Genomic DNA, 22,256 nt, shown 5'->3' with positions numbered 1-22,256 from the left:
TTCAGCTTATTGTTACCACAAAGAGATACCAACTAACTATGATTGAGAAAACGCTACTTTTTCCTAGTTACTACAAGAAATGATGAAAGAACATACTTTAATGTGAAGCAAAAAACATCAAAACTAGTTGAAGTTACTAATTTTGATGTTTATTAGAAATCTTATTAGATTTGATAAAGAACTAAGAGCTATAATTATCTCGATTTCTCTTCTGTTTTTACACGTTGTTCTTCTGTATGAGATGCTACGAAACCCTTCTGCAAACGTTCTCTTATTGCCATTAAATCTTGTTTTTCTTCTTTATCACAAAGTGTTTGACTAATATATTGACCAGTAATTTCAGCATTTTTATGCCCATTTTGATGGTATTTCTCATTCAATTGAATGAACGCCTGTTGTCTACATTCCTTCATTAATCTTGCTATCATAAAATCTCGAATATTTTTCAATGGCGGATAAAATAATTCGCTGAAAGCAAGCCCTTTTCCTTCTCGCTTTAACAAAAGCAATAAAGAAATACCTTTAATTTCGTATTTATCCATAATGGTCTTTTCAATTTCAAAATACGCTAACGGATTTTTTTAAAAGAGATCTGATAGATGGTTGAAATAGTTCATTTGATTCTTTTTGATAATTTTCATAATATCGTTCCGTTGTGGAAGACGATTGATATCGTCTATATTAGGAGGTACCTGAGTGCCATCTTCTCTTTGACTCATCATTTCCGACCTTTCTTTTTATTATATTTGACTTGATTCATTTTTATTGAATCTTTTTCTAACGAATAAATTCAAGTCATTATTATTGGCAATAAATCTCCATTCATTATTTTGGCTGCTGTATCTTTAGTATGTTCCGTTAATAAATAAGTTTACTGTTTTTGTAAGATTCTGTTCAACAGCACTTGCTCAGATCATTTTATTCAATTATCAGAAACACTACCACTTATGTACAAACGTCTATACATCCACTCTCAGGCATTTCACTTATTTTCCATAATCAATTCCTTTTTAATACATTTATTGTTTCTCTATTTTAACATCGAATGTTCTAACAAATAATTCACTTTTTTTCTTTTTAGAAAAAAATGTTCGATCAAAATCAAATTCTTGGTCTTTTTCTGAATAATTTTTTGTTTTATTTTTTTCTAAGGTTTATTCGATTTTACTAATGATTATCCTGTTAGAATTTTATTACGTCCTTCCGCCAAAAATTAAATTTGGACTCGTATCTTGTTTATGTTCTATCCTTATATTACTTTCTGTAGCCGTAATTTTAGCATTTCCAACACTCGTTGAAAAAGTTTGAAGTCCGTGTGATTTTCTTTCTATTTCTTTTAGTAATAGATCATAATTTTTATTCCAATTATGCAACGTTTTCGGAACCAAACGATAATATTCACATATTTGCTTTTTAGTCATTTCTTTATTCTTAAGTAAACGAACGCACGCTGCTTTAACTTCAGCTGGACAAGACAAATTCCCTGGCCCTAGCTCCCTATTTTTTAAATCTTCGAGAGTTGTTATTGTGTTTTTATTTCCAAGCGCCTGATCGTATCTATAATTCCATCTTCTTAAATTCCCATCAGAAATGTTCAATTTGTCACACAATTCTTTCTGTGTTAATCGTTCACTTCTCCATAAGAGTACACAAGCTTCCTTAACCTTATTAGTACAATTCAGATTCTCCTCAGTTTTTTCCCTACTCCTCAACTCTTCGATAGTCGATATTATTTTATGAGTTAACTTCTCTTTTTTATCTATATGTTCTGATTCACTATTGGCTGACTGATCGGGGACAACCTCTTCATATTCAAGCAACTTTTGAAATGTATCAATTGATAATTCCAATATGTCACAAAATGTCTCTCTTGTGATAACTGATTGAATGGATTGATATAGTTGAACGTAATCCACTTTAGGATATGTTTTATTGACTTTTTTTGGTAGAGCAAGCTCAAGAGAGTGCGCCGTTTGAGAAATAGGCTGCTTATCAATTTGTTTGATTGCCTGAGCCACTGGGATGTTTTTGGAACTTTTCGTACGCTTATCTTGTATTTCCTTTTCTGTAAAGTCACTTATATTTCGATTATGAGGATCAGATTGTTCTTGATGTTCATTTGATTTCGCCTCATCAGATATTCGTATTCTTTTTGGTTCATATATATCACCTAACACTTTCACTGCTTGCTCTATCGTATAATTGCCATTTAACAGCGGATTATATAATTCGTCCCATCCTTGAAGATTAACTGATTCCTGCTCATCAAACATTTGTTTTCTTTTTGTGTGAACTGTATTGTCTGACACTTCCACTGCCTCGTTTAAATCATTCGAACCTTTTATTTCCTCATTCTCATCACCTACATGACAGCCCTCTTGAGGAATTTTAATCGTTTCATTTTTCATAGGGGCACTCTCCTTTAGAGTAATTTAACATTAAGTTAGTAAATAACTACTTCCGCTAAAAAATCAAATAATTGATATCGAAATGTGTCGATCCAATTGCTTTTTTATTTTTCAGAAAAAAAGGTAAAAATAAGAAAAGACACCTCGAAACCATTTAGAATGAATTTGACTGACCAAGTCATAAAAGGATTCAAGCTGTCTTATACTCAACTTATCAAAGATACCTTAAATACACTAGACCTAACAATCTATAGCTAATAAAAAGGACAAAAAGGAATTTTTCTTCTTTCTGTCCTAATTATTCTAAGATTTCTCTTTACCAACATTAGTTGTAAAAAGCCTAATTTTGATATTTATTAACTAACCTTATCCGGCTGGACAAAGAGCTAAAAGCGATTATCTCGATTCTCCTCTATTTTTACACTTTGTTCTTCTTTAGGATATTTTGCGAACTCCTTCTTCAGATGTTCTCTTATCCCCACTAGATCACGTTTTTCTTCTTTATTGTCAGATGATATAAAGTATGGGTCTGTGATTTCAACAATTCTATGCCCATTTTGTTGGTATTTTTCATTCAATTGAATGAATGCCTGTTGTCTACATTCCTTCATCAATCCTTTTATCATAATCTCTCGAATATTTTTCAATGGTGGATAAAATAATTCGCTGGATGCCAGACCTTTTCCTTCCCTTTTTAACAAAACCAATAAAGAGATACCTTTAATATCCTGTTTATCCATCATTTTTTTTTCAATTTCAAAATAAATTAACGGCTTTTTTTCAAAGAGTTTTGATAGATGATTGAAATAGTTCATTTGATTCTTGTTGATGATTTTTCTAATATCGTCCCATTGAGAATGGCACCTGACATCTTTTGTATGAGGGTCAACATAAACCCCTTCTTCTCTTTTACTCATCATTCCCGACCTTTCTTTCTAACGTATCTGACTTGATTCATTGTATATAGATTTTTTCCAAAAAATAAAATTAAGTCATTCCCGTTGACAATAGAGCTCCATTTATTATTTTTGCTGCTAAATCTTTGTTATATTCAATATTTATAAAACAAGTTTACCGTTTTTGTGAGATTCTGTTTAATAACAACTTAACCATAGCTTTTTTCCAGCCGCTAAAATACTATCAGGGACTTACAAACGTTCATATAATGCAATCTAAGGAACTTGACTTCTTTTCCATAATCAGTTCCTATTTTATTCATTTATTATTTATCTATTTTAACATCGAATGTTCTAACAAATAGTTTACTTTTTCTTCTTTTTAGAAAAAAATGTTCGACCAAAATCAAATCCTTGGTCTTTTTCCGAATAATTTTTTATTTGTTTTACTTATTACCAAGGTTTATACGCTTTTACTTATGTTTAACTTGCTAGAATTTGATTACGTCCTTCCGACAAAAAATAAATGTTGACTCGTATCTTGTTGATGTACTATTGACTCATTATTTTCTTTTGCTGTAATTTTAGCATTTTCGACATTCGTTGAAAAAGTTTGGCGTTCTTTTGAATCTTTTTCTGTACCATTAAGTAGTTGTTTATATTTAATGCACCAACCATAAAATGTTTTAATGTTCAAATGATACTTTTCACATATTTCATTCCTGTTTTTTTTATTTAATAAAAGAACACATTTTCTTTTGACTTCCTCAGTACAATTCAGTTTCCCTAAATTTAGATCCCTATTTTCTAATTCTTGGAGAGTTGTTATTTTTTTCCTCTGCTCATTTCTATGTGTCCGGTTGTATTTAGATTCCCAATGTCTTAACCCCCCATCACTGATATTCAATTTGTTACATAATTCTCTCTTCTTCATTGAGCAAACTCTACTTAAAAGTACACAGGCTACCTTCACTTCATCAGTACAATCCAGATTTTCTCCAGTTTGTTCTCTACCCATCAACTCTTCGATAGTCGATATTGTTTTGCGAGTTAACTTCTCATTTTTATAATCTCTTAGCCATGATTTAAAGAGAGCAGGGTATATTTCTTTCTCCCCACAAAATTGCGCTAGAGATTCATAAGGATGTTGAGAATTGAGATACAACAGGACCATTTCTAATTTATAGTCTTTCGAGTACGTATTCCTATTATTCTCTAGATATTCTGATTCACCATTTGTTGACTGATCGGGAACAACATCTTCATCTTTAAGCAACTTTTGAAATTTATCATTTGACAATTTCAATAGGTTACAAAATGTCTCTCTTGTGATAACTGATTGAATGGATCGATATAGTTGAATATATTTTAAATAATCATTCTTAGTGACATTTTGTGGAAGAATAGAAAGAGTATGCCCCGTTTGAGGAATAGGCTGCTTATCGGTTTGTTTGGTTGTTTGACTTTCTAAGTGCTGTATACTATGTAGACCCTCAGATAAATGAGCAGTAGCTCTTTTTGGATGTCTTTCTTTGTCAAGCACCGTTTCCTGATTCTGATTCACTGGGGTGCTTTCTGAATTTTTCGTACTCTTGTCTTGTATGTTCTTTTGTGTAAAGTCACTTGTGTCCCTGTCATTATGTACGCTATGCGGATTCTGGAGATGTTTTTCTTCATCAATCGAAGATTCCGAATTTTGACCCACTACAGAGTTCATTCGATTATTTTCCAGATCAAACATATTTCCAGTTTCTATTTCTTGTCCCTCTGTTTGTCCTTTCCTCTCCTCGGCTATCCTTTGCTCTTTTGTTTCATGATTAGAAAAAAGAGTATCGGCTAATTCTAATTCTTGACGAGTCAGAGGACCCAGTTCGAACACGTAGCGTACTAGGTCTTCTTCTGGACTGGGCTTATTGACCGATTCTCTTGTCGTTTGAGGTGGGAATTGTGAATCATTTATGGTGTCTAGCTCATTAAATAAATGGTTATTTGCGCCTTTTAGCCTTTTTGGATATCCCACGTTTTCGTCTGATCTAGGGTGCACTCGCTTATTTCCTGAATCAAACATATTGACATCTTTTATTCCTTGTTCCTCTATTTGCCCTATCCTTTGCTCCTTTGGTTCAAGATTAGAAAAAAGAGTATACGCCGCTTCTAATTCTTGAATAGTTGGAGGACCTTGGTTGATTATGTGACTTACTAGCTCCTCCTCCGGACTGGACTCATTAACCAGATGATTATCTTGTCCTAGCTCACCATATGACTGTTGCCCATTTCCATTGGAACCTATTACATTCTTTGTTATGTATCGTTGTTCCGTCCATTCATTTTCCATAGTAATCTCCTTTTCTATTTATTTATCTATTTTAATATCAAATTTTCTAGCAAATAGTTTATTCTTTCTCCTTTTTAGAAAAAAATGTTCGATCAAGATCCAACTATTGTTTTTTTTCAAAGTAATTGTTTAATTTATTTCAATTATATTTAACGTTCATTCCACTTTACCTATAATTAACTTATTAGAATTTTATTGGATCTTTTGATTACCCAAGAATAAATTTGGACTCTTATTTTGCTCATTGGCTAACCTCGCATTATTGTCTGCTGCTGTAATTTTAGCATTTTCGACATTCGTTGAAAAAGTTTGGCGTTCTTTTGAATCTTTTTCTGCACCATTAAGTAGTGGTTTATATTTATTGTACCAATTATAAAATGTTTTAACGTTCAAATGATACTTTTGACATATTCGTCCCTTGGTATTTTTTGTATCATTTAATAAAAGAATACATTCTTTTTTGACTTTCTCCGTACAACTCAAATACCTGAACTTTAAATCCCTATTTTCTAATTCTGAGAGAGTTGTTATTATTTTCTTCTGCTCATTTCCATGTGCCCGGTTGTACCTATCTTCCCAAGATCTTACAACCATATCATTGATGTTCAATTTGTTACTTAATTCAGTCTTAGTCATTGAGCAACCTCTCCATAAAAGTACACAGGCTTCCTTAACCTTAGCGGTACAATCCAGATTTCTCCCATTTCGTTCCCTACTGATCACTTCTTCGATAGTAGAGATTGATTTACGAGTTAAATTCCCCTTTTTATGTTCCTTTATCCAAGAACTAAAGGAACCATAGTCTAAATTGTTCTTAGCACAAAACTGCCGTTTAGATTCGTAAGAATGTTGAGAATTGAGATATAAATTGATCTTTTCTAATTTATATTCTCTCGTTATAATTTCCCTTTTATTCTCTATATATCCTAATTCACTATTAGTTGACTCAGCTGGAACAGCTTCTTTAAGCAACTCTTGAAATGTATCTTGTGACAATTCCATTATGTCACAAAATGTCTCTATTTTGATGGTCGTTTGAATGGATTGGTATAGTTGAATATATTTTAAATAATCATTTTTAGTGTATGATTGATTGACTTTTTTTGGAAGAACAGGGTCAAGAGAGTGCCTCGCTGGAGGATTAAGCTGCTTATCCGTTTGTTTGGTTGTTTGATCCCCTAGGTTACTTTCTAAGTTTTGTATACTATGTTGCATCCTTTGATTGCCTTGACCCTTACCTTGTTCATGAGCTAACCTCGCATTATTGTCTGCTGTTGTAAATTTAGCATTCCCGACATTAGTTGAAAAAGTTTGGCGTGCTTGGGATGTTCTTTCTGAATTTTGGAGTAATCGGTCATATTCTTCGATCCAAGCATTAACCATATTCGGAGTCAAATGATAAATCTTACATAATTGCTTTATGGACATTTCTTGATTCTTATATAAAAGAACACATTCTCTTTTAACTTCCTCCGTACAACACACCTTTCCTAGCTTTAACTTCCTTTCTTTTAATTCTGTGAGAGTTGTTATTAACTCCTGCTTCTTACCACGTGCCTGGTCGTATCTATTATTCCAAGTTCTTAAAGTCGCATCAGAAATGTTCAATTTTTTACACAATACCTTGTGTGCTATTCGCTTACTTCTCCATAAAAGTACACAGGCTTTCTTAACCTTAGCAGTACAATACAGATTTCTCCCATCTTGTTCCCTACTGATCAATTCTTCAATAGTCGATATTGATTGACGAGGTAATTCCCCCTTTTTATGTTCCCTTATCCAAGATCTAAAGGAATCATAGTCTAAATTGTTCTTATCACAAAACTGCCGTTTAGATTCGTAAGAATGTTGAGAATTGAGATATAAATTGATCTTTTCTAATTTATATTCTCTCGGTATAATTTCCCTTTTATTCTCTATATATCCTAATTCACTATTAGTTGACTCAGCTGGAACAGCTTCTTTAAGCAACTCTTGAAATGTATCTTGTGACAATTCCATTATGTCACAAAATGTCTCTATTTTGATGGTCGACTGAATAGATTGATATAGTTGAATATATTCTAAATAATTATTCTTAGTGACATTTTGTGGAAGAACAGGATCAAGAATATACCCCGTTTGAGGAATAGTCTGCTTATCGGTTTGTTTTGTTGTTTGATGCCCTAGGTTACTTTCTAAGTTTTGTATACTATGTAGATTCTCAGATAAATGAGCAGCAGCTCTTTTTGGATGTCTTTCTTCATCAAGCGCCGTTTCCTGATTCTGATTCACTGGGGTGTTTTCTGAATTTTTTATACTCTTATCCTGTTTCTTTTGTATAAACTCACCTGTGCCCCTATCATTATGTATGTTATGCGGATTCTGGGGATGTTTTTCTTCATCAATCAGATATTCCTGATTCTGATCCTCTATAAAGTTTACTTGATTATTTTCCGAACCAGGCTGATTAACTGCTTTTCCTGCCATTGTTTGTTCCATTATAGGATATTCTACCTGTTGACTATTTGACGATTCATCGAATAATTTGTTCGATTCTTGACGTTCACTTAATTCCATTACATACTTCATTGGTTTTTTTCCTGAGTTTAATGTCTCATCAAATCTCATTAATATTTCCGTTATTTCTTCTGTCATGAGACTATCATTTGATGAATCATCGAATAAATCATTATTAGATTGTTTTGGAAGTTCATTCGATCCGTTCACATAATCCACTAGATTTTTTGCTGGGTCTAACGTCTCATCAATTTCCATTAACGCTTCCACTATTTCGTCTGTCGTGAGACTATCATTTGATAAATCTTCGAATAAATCATTATTAGATTGTTTTGGAAGTTCATTCGATCCGTTCACATAGTCCACTAGATTTTTTGCTGAGTCTAACGTCTCATCAACTTCCACTAACGCTTCCACTATTTCGTCTGTCGTGAGACTATCATTTGATGAATCTTCGAATAAATCATTATTAGATTGTTTTGGAAGTTCATTCGATCCGTTCACATAGTCCACTAGATTTTTTGCTGAATCTAACGTCTCATCAACTTCCATTAACGCTTCCACTTTTTCCTCTGTCGTGAGATTATCATTTGGTGAATCTTCGAATAAATCATTATTAGATTGTTTTGGGAGTTCATTCGATCCGTTCACATAGTCCACTAGATTTTTTCCTGAGTCTAACGTCTCATCAACTTCCGTTAACGCTTCCACTATTTCGTCTGTCGTGAGACTATCATTTGATGAATCATCGAATAAATCGTTATTAGATTGTTTTGGGAGTTCATTCGATCCGTTCACATAGACCACTAGATTTTTTCCTGAGTCTAACGTCTCATCAATTTCCATTAACGCTTCCACTATTTCGTCTGTCGTGAGACTATCATTTGATAAATCTTCGAATAAATCATTATTAGATTGTTTTGGAAGTTCATTCGATCCGTTCACATAGTCCACTAGATTTTTTGCTGAGTCTAACGTCTCGTCAAATTCCATTAATGCTTCCACTATTTCGTCTGTCGTGAGACTATCATTTGATAAATCTTCGAATAAATCATTATTAGATTGTTTTGGAAGTTCATTCGATCCGTTCACATAGTCCACTAGATTTTTTGCTGAGTCTAACGTCTCGTCAATTTCCATTAACGCTTCCACTATTTCGTCTGTCGTGAGACTATCATTTGATAAATCTTCGAATAAATCATTATTAGATTGTTTTGGAAGTTCATTCGATCCGTTCACATAGTCCACTAGATTTTTTGCTGAGTCTAACGTCTCGTCAAATTCCATTAATGCTTCCACTATTTCGTCTGTCGTGAGATTATGATTTGACAATTCATCGGATAAATTTGCTGACTTTTGAAAAAACGAACGTTCTTCATTGGACTCATTTGAATAGTCAAAATCAGATAAACTATCGAACAAGCTATTTCCAAATTCACCTTCTGTCTCTGATAAAATTGGGTGTTCCTCTTGATTTTCTCTTAGATGACTTCCAGTTACTTGCACTTGTTTGCTATTGAAGATATGATTCTCACTACTTGTTGCTTCCTCTAATTTATTTGGTAAAGGAAGTGATGAAGAAAAGTTTTTATTTTGTTGAGGACCGATCCCTTGAAGTTTATCCTGTTGGTTCTCATCAATTAAATGCTCATTCTCTGTTGTATGTATTTGTTTGCTTATTTGTGATAGTTTGGGTGAATATTCTTCTACTTCATGAAGTACATGAGATTTCTTTGGCTTCTTAGGTTTCACACTCGATGTTTTCAAACTATTTTTATCAATTGGGAACGCCGATAGTGAAAACTTTTCTGGGTCCTTATTTTCTTGCATCTTTCTTTTTCTGCTTGAACTGTCATTGAGATTGTATTTTTTTGACTGGCTGTCATGATCAACACTTTTTTGTTTTCTTAATGAAATGACTTTGTCCTCTAAAGACCTTGGCTGAGCAGGATGTACCTGTTCCAGCTCATCTTTTAGAAGAACTTCTGAAATCAGCTCTTGTTGCTTCACTAACTCTTCCCTTTGCTCAAAACTATTTCTATCTAACTGTAAAATTTCATTTTCTGACGATGTTTTATATTGCATCTCTTCCTTCTGTTCTCTTGCTTTCTTTATTTTCATCAAAATGGTTCTCGCTGATCCGTTAAATTTATTAACAAGTTTACTTACCCACAAGTCTCCTGCTAAATATGCTTCGATATTTTGATTATTGCTCTCTTCCTTTTCTTTAGTTGTCTCATTCGTTAAGCTTTGCTGTTGCAGATTTTGCTCTTTTAGACTATGTGTTACATTTCCAATGGTTCTCTTTGATACTCCAAATCGCTCAGCAAGTCCTGCTATCGATGTATTTTCTGTTTGGTATGCTTCTATAATCCTTTCATTTCTCTTTTTAATTGAATTATTAGGACCGCCAATTTCATTATTCTTTTCATTCTCATGACAGTCTCCTTGAAGTGTTTTAATCGTTTCTTTTCTCACAAAGTCAATCTCCTTTAAAGTGATTAAAAATTAGTTAGTAAACAACTAGTTCCGCTTGTTAAATCATTGATATAGAAATATGCTGACCTGATTGCTTTTACCACATTTATTCTAACACCCTCTTTCAAAAAGCTTGACTTTCTTTTTTCTTTTTTCAGAAAAAGAGGTTTTGAAAAGACCACAAAAAAACATCAAAGCTAGCAGTTTTTGCTAACTTTGATGTTTCATCGATCATGTATCAATTCAATTTGTCAAAAAGATGTTTTTAACCTGGCAACTATCGCCAACATCCATACTTTTTTTGAAACAGTTCGGATAAAATATCCCAATTGCTAAATTAAATATGGATTGGTAAACCTAAAGCGAGTTCAGCAGCATCCATCGTAATTTCACCTAGCGATGGATGTGGATGGATCGTTAACGCAATATCTTCGGCATTCATTCCTGATTCAATGGCTAAAGCAAGCTCAGAAACCATATCACTAGCACCTACACCACCGATTTGCGCTCCAATGATGACGTTGTCTTCATTGGTCGTCACTAAACGGATAAAACCTTCTGTTTTTGCAAGCGATAACGCCCGTCCATTTCCTGAAAACGGAAATTTATATGCAGTAGCTTCAATACCAGCTTCTTTTGCTTCTTTGATCGTCATCCCAACAGAAGCTAATTCTGGATCTGTAAAGGCAACCGCAGGCATTGCTTTATAGTCAACTGCTACTTTCTTACCTGAGATAGCTTCTGCAGCAATTTTTGCTTCATAACTTGCTTTATGCGCTAAAGCAGCACCTGGTACGATATCCCCAATTGCAAAAATGTTTGGCACGTTCGTACGCCCTTGTTGATCCACTGGAATCAATCCACGTTCACCGACTTCGACACCCGCTTGTTCTAATCCCATATCGTCAGTATTTGGACGACGGCCAACTGTTACCATAACATAATCTGCTGTCACTGTTTCTTCTTTACCGTCAACAGTATATTTGACTGTCACACTGTCCCCATTATCAACAGCTTCTTTCGCCATTGCATTGGTTACGATTGTCACACCTTTTTTCTTGAAGTCGTCTTCCACTAATTTCACCATATCTTTTTCATAGGTAGGTAAAATTTGAGGAGAACCTTCAAGAATCGTTACCTCAGCACCTAAGTTAGCATAGGCTCCACCTAATTCTGCTCCAATAACTCCGCCACCAATAATGACGAATTTTTTTGGTACTTCTTTTAGAGCTAAGCCGCCTGTTGAGTCAAGTACACGTCCGCCAAACTTGAATCCTGGGATTTCGATCGGACGGGAGCCAGTGGCAATGATTGCGTTATTGAAAGAATACGTTTGAGCAGAATCGGGATGGATCACACGCAATGTATGATCATCGACGAAGAATGCTTCGCCTTCGATTGTTTCTACCTTGTGTTTTTTCAATAAGAAGCCAACACCAGAAGTCAGTGTTTTCACTACTTTATTTTCTTTCCAGTCTTGTGTTTTTGCAAAATCAAGTGTGACATTTTCACTTGTGACACCGAATAAAGTTGAATCAAGAGATTCTTGATAATGATGTCCTGCAGCAATCAGCGCTTTTGAAGGAATACAACCAACGTTTAAACAAACACCACCGATGTATTCTCTTTCAATGATTGCCACTTTTTGTCCCATTTCAGCAGCACGGATGGCAGCAACATAGCCACCAGGTCCCGCACCGATTACAACTGTGTCTAATTCTACAGCAAAATCTCCAACTACCATTTGTTTATCATCCTTCCATCATCAATAACTCAGGATCAGCTAAAAGTCGTTTGATATTGTTCATTGCTTGTTGAGCTGTTGCTCCGTCTACGATACGGTGATCAAAGCTTAAGGAAAGTTTCATCACTCGTCCAACAACGATTTCACCTTCACCATTAACAATCGGTTGTTGTGCAATTGTTCCCACACCTAAAATTGCTACTTCAGGGTAGTTGATTACTGGTGTAAACCAACCACCACCTACAGAACCAATATTACTGATCGTAATAGTGCCATTTCGCATATCTTCAGCTGCTAATTTACCTTCATGAGCTAGTTTTGCTTTTTCATTGATTTCATCCGCAATCGCAAACATCCCTTTACGGTCTGCATCTTTTACATTTGGTACATACAAGCCATGATCTGTATCAGTTGCGATTCCGATGTTATAGTAATTTTTATAAACGATTTCTTGGTTCGCATCATCAATTGACGCATTCAAAATAGGGAATTTCTTTACAGTAGCAGTTAATGCTTTTACTACGTATGGCAAGAAAGTCAATTTTGTCCCATTCGCAGCTGCCACTTCTTTAAATCTCTTACGATTATCCCAAAGTTTAGAAACCTCTACTTCGTCATGTAAAGTAACATGTGGCGCTGTTTGCTTACTATTAACCATTGCTTTAGCAATCGCTTTACGTGTCGGTGTCATTGCTACACGTTCTTCCAATTCACCTAAATTAGATTTGAACGCTTTTGCTGGTGCTGCTGGCTTGCTTTCAGCTTTCGCTTCAACCGCTTTTTCTGACGCAGGTGCAGCTGATTCAGCTGATGCTGTTTGACTCGCATGCCCACCTGATAGATAGCTTTCAATATCTTCTTTTGTCACACGTCCACCTTTACCAGTTGCAGTGACTTGTGTGATATCCACGTCTTTTTCACGAGCAAATTGTCGAACTGATGGCATAGCCAAAACACGTTTGTTAGGATCAGCTGCCTCAGCTACTGATGCTGAACCAGAAGTTTCTACTTTAGCATCAGTTGATTCAGCTGTTTTTTCTGATGTAGTAGAAGGCGCACTATTATGTCCTGGTGCATCGATTTCTACTAATACATCACCAACAGTTGCAACTGTTCCTTCTGATACCAAGATGTTTTTAACAGTTCCAGTCACTGGTGACGGGATTTCTTCTACCGATTTATCGTTTTGTACTTCTAACAATGTGTCATCTTCATTGATGGTATCGCCTGGTTTCACAAACCATTTAACGATTTCACCTTCTGCGATTCCTTCACCAATATCGGGTAATTTAAATTCAAAGACCCCACCATCGGCACTAGCTTCAGTTGGTTCAGCAGCTGGATGTTCAGGTGTTTGCTCTTTCGCTGCTACTCCAGCATCGCCACTTGTTTCATTGTCTTCATGTCCTGGTGCATCGATTTCTACCAGTACATCGCCAACATTCGCGACTGTTCCTTCAGGTACGATGACGTTTTTCACTGTCCCAGTAACTGGGGATGGAATTTCTTCTACTGATTTATCATTTTGAACTTCTAATAACGTATCATCCTCATTGATGGTATCGCCTGGCTTGACAAACCATTTGACGATTTCGCCTTCTGCGATTCCTTCACCAATGTCAGGTAATTTAAATTGGTATGCCATGATTTACTTACGTCCCTTCTTATTTCTTAGAATTCTGCAATTTCTTTGACTTTTGCTTCAATATCAGCCGCATTTGGTAACCAGATGTTTTCAGCTTGTCCAAATGGAAAAACAGTATCTGGTGCTGCTACACGTCCAATTGGTGCTTCTAATGAAAGGATCGCACGTTCTGAGATTTCAGCAATCACTTGGGCACTTACACCTGCTTGTCGTTGCGCTTCTTGAACGACTACCACACGACCAGTTTTCTCAACTGATTGAATGATTGTGTCAATATCTAGCGGTGCGACTGTTCTTAGGTCAACGACTTCTACTGAAATATCCTCTTTCGCAAGATTGTCAGCTGCTTTGATCGCTTCACGAACCATTGCGCCATAGGTAATGATTGAAACGTCTGTTCCTTCACGAGTAATTGCCGCTTTGTCCAATGGTACTTCATAAGCTTCATCTGGAACTTCTTCACGGAATGAACGATAAAGTTTCATATGTTCCAAAAATACAACTGGGTCATTGCTGCGGATAGAAGAGATCAATAATCCTTTTGCATCATAAGGATTTGATGGAATGACTACGCGAATTCCTGGAGATTGAGCAATCAATCCTTCTAAGTTATCTGAATGAAGTTCTGGTGTGTGAACCCCACCACCAAATGGTGAACGAATCGTAATCGGTAGATTTCTAGTCCCACCCATTCGATATCTTGTACGTGCCATTTGTGCGACTACTTCATCCATGGCTTCAAAAATAAATCCAAAGAACTGAATTTCAGGTACTGGACGAAAACCTTCTAAAGCTAACCCAAAACTCATACCAGCAATCCCTGATTCAGCTAATGGGGTATCGAAAACGCGTTCTTCGCCAAATTTTTCTTGCAATCCTTCCGTTGCACGGAAAACTCCACCGTTTTTCCCAACATCTTCACCAAAAACGATTACGTTCTCATCATTTTCAAGTTCAAGTGCTAGGGCATCTGTGATTGCTTGAATCATTGTTTTTTGTGCCATGATTATTTCGACTCCTTCGCTTCATAGATTGCAATTTGTTCTTTAATTGATTGTGGTGCCACTTCAAACATATTTTTTAAGAAATCAGAAACTTTTTGTTTTGGAATCTTATCTGCTTCAGCAATCGCTGCTTTGATTTCCTCTTTTGTTTGTTCAATTACTTGTTCTTCTTTTTCTTCTGACCATAGACCTTTTTCTGTTAGGTAGTTACGGAAACGGATCAATGGATCTTTTTTCTGCCATTCGTCATCTGTTTCTTTTGAACGGTAACGAGTTGGGTCATCTCCTGATAAAGTATGCGGACCATAACGGTAAGTCAATGTCTCAATCAAGACTGGACCATTCCCGTTGATTGCCCAATCACGTGCCATTTTAGATACTGTATAAACTGCTAATGGATCCATACCATCTACTTGGATCCCTGGAATCCCGGCTGCCACAGCTTTTTGCGCTAATGTTTTAGCAGCTGTTTGTTTTTCACGAGGTGTTGAGATCGCAAAGCCATTGTTTTGGATATAAAATACAGCATTTGCATGATAAGCTCCAGCAAAGTTGATTGCTTCATAGAAATCACCTTGAGAAGAGCCGCCGTCACCTGTATAAGTGAAGACCACATTTTTTTTGTTTCGTTTTTTCAATCCTAAAGCCACACCAGCTGCTTGGATGTACTGCGCACCAATAATGATTTGTGGTGGTAGAGCTTTCAATTCTTCTGGATAAAAATTCCCTGCCGCATGTCCTCGTGACCATAAGAAAGCTTGTGCTAAAGGCAATCCGTGTTTTACTAATTGGGGAACATCACGGTAACCAGGAAGTAATACGTCTTCTTTTTCAAAAGCAAATGCACTTGCAAGTTGGCTAGCTTCTTGACCAGCTGTTGGTGCAAAGAATCCTAGACGTCCTTGACGGTTTAAAGCTGTTGAGCGTTGGTCTAATACACGAGACCAAACCATGCTAGTCATTAATTCTACTAATTGTTCATCTGATAAATCAGGAACAAGATCAGGGTTTACTACTTTACCATTTTGGTCAAGCGCTTGGTATACTGGAAAATCTGAATTGACTTCATCTAATAACGCATTAAAGTCTAGTGGTAATTTCTTTTTTGCCATTTGTACACATTCCTCTCTCATCATATAAGAAAATCTCATCTTTCTGCGATTGAAACAGATATATAAACTGTATCAATATCCAACCGTCTTCTTTTATAAATTATCATGGATCATTAAGAAATACAAGCTAAAAGCAAAAAAATTCACGTTTTTAAAAATTTGTAATAATCCGCTTAACCACGCAAATAGTGAACAACCTCACAATCAAGAAAGCGGTTTACATCTTTTGTACAAAATTAGTCCTGATTTTCTATCTACTCCTCTCTACTGTTATCATTGAATCCGCACATTGTTATACCTTATTCCAACAAACAGAAAAAATTTTTTATTAATTAGTGATTTTCTTTACAATCATCCCTCTTTTAATTTTCTACTATATGTGTATTTTTTTCAATTAAAAAGCAACAGCAAGGAATCTCCTTAACTGTTGCACATGAACCTGCTCTTTTGATCATGAATTAAACGGATAAACGTTTTGCTAATTTTGCCATTTCCGCTTGAAAAAATGGCAGCCTTTCTTCAGTTAAACGACTAAAATTGATACGCAACCCGTTGGTCTCTTCTCCAAACAAAAAACTTGGTGCAATGCCTAACCCTGAGCGGATCAATTCTTCCGCAATATCTCTTGTCAATCGCTGTCCTTTCCACGTAACCCACGCATAGTACCCACCATAAATGGGCCAGACTTCAAAAAAGTTTTGCGTTTTTTCCCATTCAACCAGCGTCAGACTTCTTTTGTATAATTCTTCCCTCACAATGGCGATCTTTGTGCTATAACTTTCTTCAAATACAGTCATCGCCACATTTTGGGGAAAGATGCTCATCGAAAATTCCATCATTTCCTGCGCTTTCGCTAAGCGGTCGATAAAGGAACGCAGCCCAACGATCCAACCTATCTTGGTCGTTTGTCCTAATACCCTAGATAATGATCCGACATATAAGACGTTTTCCGGATCAATCGAATGAATCGCAGTTGGTTTATGCTTTTCACTATCATGAAAGGATAAGTCACTAAAAACGTCGTCTTCAATGATCGGTAATTGATAGTTGCGACAAAGGGTCACTAATGCTTCGCGACGTTTTTGGGACATCACTTTCCCTGTTGGATTTTGAAAGTTTGGATTGACTAAGACAGCTTTCAATTTATTTTTCTTGATCAACACTTCTAGCTTATCCAGCTCAATACCTTCGCTATCCATGGGTACACCAAATAGACGAATCCCTGTCGCTTTAAATAAGGACAAACGATATAAAAACGAAGGCGCTTCTACCGCAATAGCATCACCACTAGATAAAATCGTCTGTAAAATTAGAAAAATAGCCTGTTGGCCCCCACTCGTAACTAATAATTGCGTTTTAGTAAAATCAAAATAAAACTCTTCGCTCAAGTAATTTTTTATTTTTGCTACTAATGGAAGATAACCTAGACAGGTGATTTGTTGCTCTTTTTCAATAATCTCATTCATTGAGTATGCTGGAAATTGTACGTTTGGTAATAAGTCTGTAGGCATCTCGCTCGAAAATAAATCGAGAAAATAAGGGTTCAGTTTTCCTACTTCGATCATTTTTTCATAACTATCATCGATTTGTTCATAGCGTTGAGAAAATAATTCGCGCCAATTCACTCTCGGGACAGAATACCGCCCCCATTCGGTTTGATTCACAAAACGTCCACTGCCTCGGCGACTGATAAGAACGCCAAGATCTCGTAATTCATCCAACGCTCGAACCACAGTGGTGCGATTTGTTTGAAAAATAACTGCCAATTTTCTTTCAGAGGGCAAGGGTACGTTGGGATCTAAATTCCCATTTTCAATATTTTTCATCACCTGATCCATAATTTGTCGATAAATTGGTCTTTGTTTCTTATCTATGACTTCCCACATGTTCTTCTCCATTCCTCTTTCTTCTACTGCCTATTTTATCTTATAAAAAAGGGATCGAAAAGCAAAGAAAAAGCAAAGCATGATGCGAGAGCATCTACTTTGCTTTTTAATAGCTATTAAATGGTATCTCCGTTAAAAATGGAGTTTTTAACAATCACATAATCTACTTTGCGAATAGCTTCAATATCTTTCCCACCCGCATAAGAAATAGAAGATTGTAAATCTTGTTGCATTTCAACCAACGTGTCTTTCAAAGACCCTTTATGTTGGATCCAAATTTTCTTACCTTCTACATTTTTCTTTTCACCTTTTTGAAACTCGGAGGCAGAGCCGAAGTATTCTTTGTACACTACGCCATTTTCCACCATTGTCTCACCAGGCGATTCTTCATGTCCGGCAAATAGCGAACCGATCATAACCATTGTTGCGCCAAAACGAACGGATTTTGCAATATCACCATGGGTACGAATACCCCCATCAGCAATAATCGGTTTTCTGGCAGCTTTCGCACACCATCTTAAGGCAGCAAGTTGCCAACCACCGGTACCAAAACCGGTTTTGATTTTTGTGATACAAACTTTACCAGGTCCAATTCCAACCTTTGTTGCATCAGCTCCGGCATTTTCTAATTCCCGAACAGCTTCTGGTGTCCCAACGTTTCCTGCAATAACGAACGTTTCTGGTAAATGTTTTTTGATATGTTGGATCATTTCAATCACCGCATTTGAATGACCGTGCGCAATATCAATCGTGATATAATCAGGAACTAAATTTAACTGTGCTAATTCTTCAACAAATGAATATTCTTCTTGTTTTACGCCAACACTGATTGAAGTAATCAATTGTTGCTCCTTCATTTTTTGCACAAAGGGGATTCTTGCTGCTTCATCAAATCGATGCATAATATAGAAGTAACCATTTTCTGCTAAAAATTGTGCAATTGACTCATCGATGATCGTTTGCATATTCGCAGGGACAACAGGCATTTTAAAAGTATGCTTTCCTAGTGTCACTGTCGTGTTACATTCTGAACGGCTACTTACAATACATTTATTAGGAATGAGTTGGATATCTTCGTAATCAAACACTTTCATGGACATGATCCTCCTGATGTTCGAATTCAGTAAAACACGAACATTATTTGCTTTTTGGGTGTTTATTTTTAGCACCTTATGTAATTTACCGTATTTAAACTAAAAAATCAAGGGGAATATAAACAAAAAAATAAAAACTCCTTAATCTGAAATAACACTGTCTAGCCATCAAACTTTTCGACAAATAAACAATCAGCTGTTTGTCGCTTATAGCTACTCAATCTCTACCAGGTGGTTCATTCTTTTGTTGATTTCCAGCTTCTTTTGATTGGTTTGTTTTCTCTTGATCGTTTTTATTCAGAGTTCCGGTTTGAACGAGTGTCTGTTTAGCGCCAGTGATAATGGCATTCAACCTTTTATAAACTTGATTTTGATTATCAGGGTTTTCTTTATCTTTAGATAACTTTGTTTGCGAAATGTTCGAACTTTTTTCTAGCTCTTTTTCTCTATCCTTTTTGAATTTCTCCATACCAGCAAGTACTTTAGGGCTAAAATAGCTTTGCGCTATTTCTTGGATCATTCCAAGTAGAGCTCTATTAGGTTTATTTGATTTTGCAGATTTCGTTTTATTTATTGCGTGTGTCATTACTCCAAGACTATAGCGTTGGGGGTCTAGTTTTAGATTGCCTTTCGCTTCTTTACCATCACTGACATTTTCATACGCTGCTCTATGAGCGTTTAGCTCACTTTCTGGCACTGACGAATTATTGTCCCATTTATTTAGATATCCCATTTTACTCCCCTTTTCGTAGATTCTTAGTGACGTTCCTCGCATCAATATATGTAGAAGTCATTAGCGAACAAGCAACTAATGACTGTTTCATTCAATGTTTTTTCATGTCTATGGTAGGATATTGCCAGCTTCGCGATACAGCGCATACCAGTCTTCACGACTCAGTTCAACGTCTGATGCTTGTGCAATTTCCTTGATTCGCCCTACATTCATCGTTCCTGCAATCACTTGGATATTCGCAGGATGGCGTAAAATCCAAGCTGAAGCTAAACCTGTTGGTGTTGTATGATATTTGTCAGCAAGTTCTGCTAATTTTTGATTCAATTTAGGAAACTTTTCGTTACCGATAAATACCCCTTCAAAAAAACCATATTGATAAGGCGACCATGCTTGGATCGTCATTTCATTCAAACGTGAATAATCCAAGACACTACCATCGTGGTCAACGCTAGCTTCATCTGTCATATTCACATGGATCCCTTGATCAATCATTCCAGAATGTTTCAATCCAAATTGCAATTGGTTGATCAACAAAGGTTGTTTGACGTATTTCTTTAGCAATTCGACTTGCATTGGTTTCTGATTACTTACACCGAAATAACGTACTTTACCTGCCTTTTCTAATTCATCGAATGCCTCTGCCACTTCCTCAGGTTCAACTAAAGTATCTGGACGATGTAATAGCAACGCATCAACATAATCCATTTTTAACCGTTTTAAACTACCTTCCACTGATTCAATGATGTGCTTTTTGGAAAAGTCAAACATCACACCAGGAACAATCCCACATTTTGTTTGAACAAATAGATCTTCTCTCTTTATTGAAGTTTTTGCTAACGCACTAGCAAAGATGGTTTCACATTCTCCACCACCATAGATATCCGCATGGTCAAAAAAATTGATACCGTTATCAAAAGCAGTTTCAATAATACGTTCTGGATGTTCAGCGCCATTAATCCTCATACATCCGAGAATGACCGACGACACCTTTTGATTTGAAGTTCCCAATTGAATCTGTTTCATTAAAATCATTCCTTTCTTTCCCATTAGATTTTAACACATTTACTTCAAAAAGGGGGCAAAAAGAGGCATGCCACTTTTTTCTCAAAAAAGAAAAAAATGTTATCCCCCTTTTTGTTGCGCTAGTGATTCTTAGAAAAAACGTTGATTGCTTTCATTCCAATATCTTTCCGATAAAATGTCCCCTTTGTATCTTTTGATTCTAACACGTTGTATATTTTTTCCCTCGCTTCTTCAATTGTTTCCCCATAGGACTCCACTAAGTAGATTCGACCACCTGAACCTTTTAAAATTCCTTTTTCCTCTTGAACACCCGCATAATAGACAGTTGCCTCCTCTTCAGGAAAATCGGGCAAATCCATAGCAGTTAAATACTGATTAGGATAACCTTCTGCTGCAACTACAACCCCTAAACGATATCCAGTTTCCTCCCAAATTAAATGAACCGGCTTATGGTCTAACAAATCGGTGATCACTTGCGCCAAGTCACTCTTCAATCGAGGTAAAATGACTTGTGTCTCAGGATCGCCAAATCTCGCATTAAATTCAATCACTTTCGGTCCATCTGAAGTGGCGATCAATCCTGCATACAATACACCGATAAACGGACGACCAATTTCGCTCATCCCCTTAGCTGCAGGTTTTATTACTTTTTCGATCCCCGCTTCAATGATTGCTTCAGAAATGTGAGGTACTGGAGAATAGGCGCCCATCCCTCCAGTATTCGGTCCTTGATCTCCATCATACGCTCGTTTATGATCTTGTGAGATTTCCATTGGATAAACTGCTTCGCCATCCACAAACGCTAACAAAGAGAACTCTTCTCCTTCTAAAAATTCTTCCACAACGATTTGATGTCCACTTTGTCCAAAACGATGTTTTTCCAGCATATCGCTGGCTGCCTGTAACGCTTCGGCTTTTGTCATCGCTACGACCACGCCTTTGCCAGCAGCTAAACCGTCCGCTTTGATCACAATTGGGGCACCCTTCTCTTCGATGTACCATTTGGCTTCAAGATAGTTGGTAAAAGTTTTAGATTCAGCAGTTGGAATCTGACAACGCTCCATCAATTCTTTGGCGAAACTCTTAGATCCTTCAATCAATGCGGCAGCTTTCGTCGGACCAAATATTTTTAACTCTGCTTTTTTAAAATCATCTACGATCCCATTTAGTAATGGAATTTCTGGGCCAACAAAACTCCAAGTAATCGACGCTTTCTTAGCAAACTCAATCAATCCTTGATGATCAGTTTCTTTAATATCAACGATTTTGACCCCATCACGTGTCATGCCAGGATTCCCCGGTGCACAATAAACGTTTTCGACTAGCGGACTTTGTAAGATTTTACTCGCAATCGCATGTTCACGCCCACCAGATCCTATGATCAATATATTCATTTCTT

General features: G+C 36.2%; 14 protein-coding genes. All 14 read right to left on the bottom strand.

Translation table 11 applies throughout. The features are described from left to right. Positions 1-194: 194 nt before the first annotated feature. Positions 195-542 (bottom strand): hypothetical protein, encoded by a 348-nt coding sequence (locus IGJ23_RS05720; protein ID WP_207432360.1) that lies wholly within the window; start codon positions 540-542, stop codon positions 195-197. A 651-nt stretch (positions 543-1,193) separates the two neighbouring features. Then, positions 1,194-2,408, bottom strand: a complete 1,215-nt coding sequence (locus tag IGJ23_RS05715; RefSeq protein ID WP_178286353.1) for a hypothetical protein — start codon at positions 2,406-2,408, stop codon at positions 1,194-1,196. Positions 2,409-2,794: 386 nt separating this feature from the next. Further along, the gene (locus IGJ23_RS05710) at positions 2,795-3,328 is read right to left on the bottom strand and encodes a hypothetical protein (protein ID WP_178286355.1); all 534 of its coding nucleotides are present in this window, start codon (positions 3,326-3,328) and stop codon (positions 2,795-2,797) included. A 478-nt stretch (positions 3,329-3,806) separates the two neighbouring features. After that, positions 3,807-5,639, bottom strand: coding sequence for a hypothetical protein (locus IGJ23_RS05705; protein ID WP_207414335.1), 1,833 nt, complete (start codon positions 5,637-5,639; stop codon positions 3,807-3,809). Positions 5,640-5,831: 192 nt separating this feature from the next. Further along, positions 5,832-10,616, bottom strand: a complete 4,785-nt coding sequence (locus IGJ23_RS05700; protein ID WP_438774685.1) for a transposase — start codon at positions 10,614-10,616, stop codon at positions 5,832-5,834. Positions 10,617-10,953: 337 nt separating this feature from the next. Beyond that, the gene (gene lpdA / locus IGJ23_RS05695; protein WP_010719369.1) at positions 10,954-12,360 is read right to left on the bottom strand and encodes a dihydrolipoyl dehydrogenase; all 1,407 of its coding nucleotides are present in this window, start codon (positions 12,358-12,360) and stop codon (positions 10,954-10,956) included. Between the two features lie 7 nt (positions 12,361-12,367). Beyond that, a complete protein-coding gene (locus tag IGJ23_RS05690) occupies positions 12,368-14,005 on the bottom strand; it encodes a dihydrolipoyllysine-residue acetyltransferase (RefSeq protein ID WP_207432364.1) in 1,638 nt (545 codons plus the stop codon). A gap of 26 nt (positions 14,006-14,031) precedes the next feature. Continuing rightward, complete coding sequence (locus IGJ23_RS05685) at positions 14,032-15,009, bottom strand: alpha-ketoacid dehydrogenase subunit beta (protein WP_010737448.1); 978 nt, start codon at positions 15,007-15,009, stop codon at positions 14,032-14,034. 2 nt (positions 15,010-15,011) lie between these two features. Then, on the bottom strand, positions 15,012-16,121 hold the full coding sequence (gene pdhA / locus IGJ23_RS05680; RefSeq protein ID WP_010719372.1) for a pyruvate dehydrogenase (acetyl-transferring) E1 component subunit alpha: 1,110 nt from the start codon (positions 16,119-16,121) through the stop codon (positions 15,012-15,014). A 458-nt stretch (positions 16,122-16,579) separates the two neighbouring features. Next, positions 16,580-18,007, bottom strand: a complete 1,428-nt coding sequence (locus IGJ23_RS05675; RefSeq protein WP_207432548.1) for a PLP-dependent aminotransferase family protein — start codon at positions 18,005-18,007, stop codon at positions 16,580-16,582. A gap of 116 nt (positions 18,008-18,123) precedes the next feature. Then, positions 18,124-19,101 carry a GMP reductase gene (guaC, locus tag IGJ23_RS05670; protein WP_010719374.1) on the bottom strand — a complete coding sequence of 326 codons (978 nt, stop codon included), beginning with the start codon at positions 19,099-19,101 and terminating at the stop codon, positions 18,124-18,126. Positions 19,102-19,318: 217 nt separating this feature from the next. Continuing rightward, positions 19,319-19,834, bottom strand: coding sequence for a hypothetical protein (locus IGJ23_RS05665; protein WP_207432366.1), 516 nt, complete (start codon positions 19,832-19,834; stop codon positions 19,319-19,321). Positions 19,835-19,942: 108 nt separating this feature from the next. Continuing rightward, positions 19,943-20,857, bottom strand: a complete 915-nt coding sequence (locus IGJ23_RS05660; protein ID WP_207432368.1) for an aldo/keto reductase — start codon at positions 20,855-20,857, stop codon at positions 19,943-19,945. A 119-nt stretch (positions 20,858-20,976) separates the two neighbouring features. Then, positions 20,977-22,251 (bottom strand): phosphoribosylamine--glycine ligase, encoded by a 1,275-nt coding sequence (purD, locus tag IGJ23_RS05655; RefSeq protein ID WP_367011176.1) that lies wholly within the window; start codon positions 22,249-22,251, stop codon positions 20,977-20,979. Between the last annotated feature and the right edge of the window lie 5 nt (positions 22,252-22,256).

Origin of the sequence: Enterococcus sp. DIV1682a (genome assembly GCF_051711005.1) — a bacterium.
GTDB lineage: Bacteria > Bacillota > Bacilli > Lactobacillales > Enterococcaceae > Enterococcus_B > Enterococcus_B hirae.
This window is presented reverse-complemented; position numbering and strand designations above follow the sequence as displayed.